The following is a 2,066-nucleotide window of genomic DNA, read 5'->3' as shown; positions in this document are numbered from 1 at the left end:
ATCCATATCTATTAAATAAGATATTTCAGAATGAATAGAGGTGTTTTTACATGCTATATGACTGTAATTTAAAGATTTACAATTCTTTAAATGTACAATCCAATTTTAATTTTGGGATTTTTCTACTCTTTGTATTAGAAGGAAATGTACTTATTTCGATTAATGGTAAAAGAAAATTGTATGAGGCTAATGATCTTATCTTAATTAATGATTTAGATAGATATAGCATTATAACCGAACACAACACGCTCATTGCGAGTTTATATTTTTCACGACCTGAATTAGATCATTTGTTTCATTTTGAAAAACGATACTGTATAAATACGAGTAATCTTGATTTTAGCTTGTTGAAATCTAAGATTATTAAATCAATTTCTTCCTATATAAATAAACGTAATTTAGAGCAGCGTTCTTTCTTAGAATTTTCTAATGAGATTGCAATGATTTTACATACTTTTAGAGTAGCCGACTATAATCATTTTTATTTTAATTACAGTGAAATTATGAAAGATATGATTAATGCCATTAATTTTATGGATGAAAATTATAAACAAAAACTTTGTATTTCAAAAATAGCTAGAAAAATTTTGATGAATGAAAGGCGCTTTTCTAAAGAAATTAAGAAGTTTGCTGGCAAAAAATATCAAGACTTATTAAAACAATTGAGGTTGTCACATAGTACGTATGACTTGATTTACACATCTAAGAAATTAGTACATATTGCAACTGATAATGGTTTTACTAACGAAAGTGGCTTTATAGAAGCATTTAAAAAAATATACAAAATAACACCAGGTAAATTCAGAAGACAAATTAAGAATGATAAGCATCTTGCTATTCACAATCGTAAAACAAAATTGGTAAAAGACTTATCAAAAGTATCTAATATTATAAATAAATTAGTTCATGGTAACTTAGAAAATGTAATCATGGACATCAACACAAAATCAGTTGTAAAAAAACCGATTGTGGCTCCTAGCTTTTTAATGTATATAACGAATGTCAATACGCTAACGAATCACTTTCAACAATCAAAGTTGCTTGCATTACGTAGGGAAACAGGGCAATTTGGATTATTGTTCTCACACAAAATAGTAAATTCAATGTATCTCGAAAAAGGTGAGCGGAATAAATTGATTGACCAAATGTTTTCATTTTCATTAGAGAGGCAGTTTGAAATTTCATTTGAAATCAAGTTTGATAGTAACAAAAATGATAAAAATATGATCAAGAAATTCGAGAAATTTTTAATCTATTTAGCGGATTGTACTTACTATTATGGCAATAGAAATTTTAAGTTTTATGTTGATGCATCCATTCAAGAGTTTATGTCAATTTCAAAAATTGTACATAAATATTTTAAAGATACTGAATTGATTTTGTTGTTAGATAAACATAATAACTATTTAGCAAGTCGTATGGGACATTGTATTAATGATAGCAGTGTTTCATATCGAATGAAATATGATACGAGTTTTGATAAAGAGTTGACTTCAATAGTTAACATAAATCCTTCGTTGAATATTTTGTATCAACCAAAATCTCCAAATAAAATGGATTCTTTAATCTCTATTTTTAATTGGAGTATACAAACAGATATGAAAGTTATATATATAATTGATGATTCTTGGTTAGACAGTATGATACCATCACAAACTAGTGCGCTCGTTATTAAGGAAAGGGAACAATATGCTAATAGTCAATATCAATTGTTAGAGCTGCTATCTATGTTAATGAAATTAAGAGGAGAAGTCCTATTTTTCAATGAGAATGTACTCATTACGTATTATTTGTATGAATTTCAAATATTAGTCATGCCAAATAATAAGAAATCAGGAATATTCCATCAAAGGTTGAACATAAATCAAGTGAATGTTGAAGAAATAGAATGCAGAAAAAGAGACCTCATTATAAAGAGCAATCAATTCGCGCATCAAGATGAAGATACAATCTACTCAAATCAAAGTTTGAATGAGGTGGAAATCATCAATAATAAAGACAATTTAATCGTTCAATTTTATTCAACTGCAGATGTTATAAGACACATTTATATTAAGAAAAAAATA

General features: G+C 27.0%; 1 protein-coding gene. It reads left to right on the top strand.

Annotated features, from left to right (window positions below; all coding sequences use genetic code 11):
• Positions 1–50: 50 nt before the first annotated feature.
• A partial coding sequence (locus CD111_RS09095) for a helix-turn-helix transcriptional regulator (RefSeq protein WP_206124231.1) occupies positions 51–2,066 on the top strand: 2,016 nt, incomplete at its 3' end.

The organism is Mammaliicoccus stepanovicii (assembly GCF_002902525.1).
GTDB lineage: Bacteria > Bacillota > Bacilli > Staphylococcales > Staphylococcaceae > Mammaliicoccus > Mammaliicoccus stepanovicii.
This window is presented reverse-complemented; position numbering and strand designations above follow the sequence as displayed.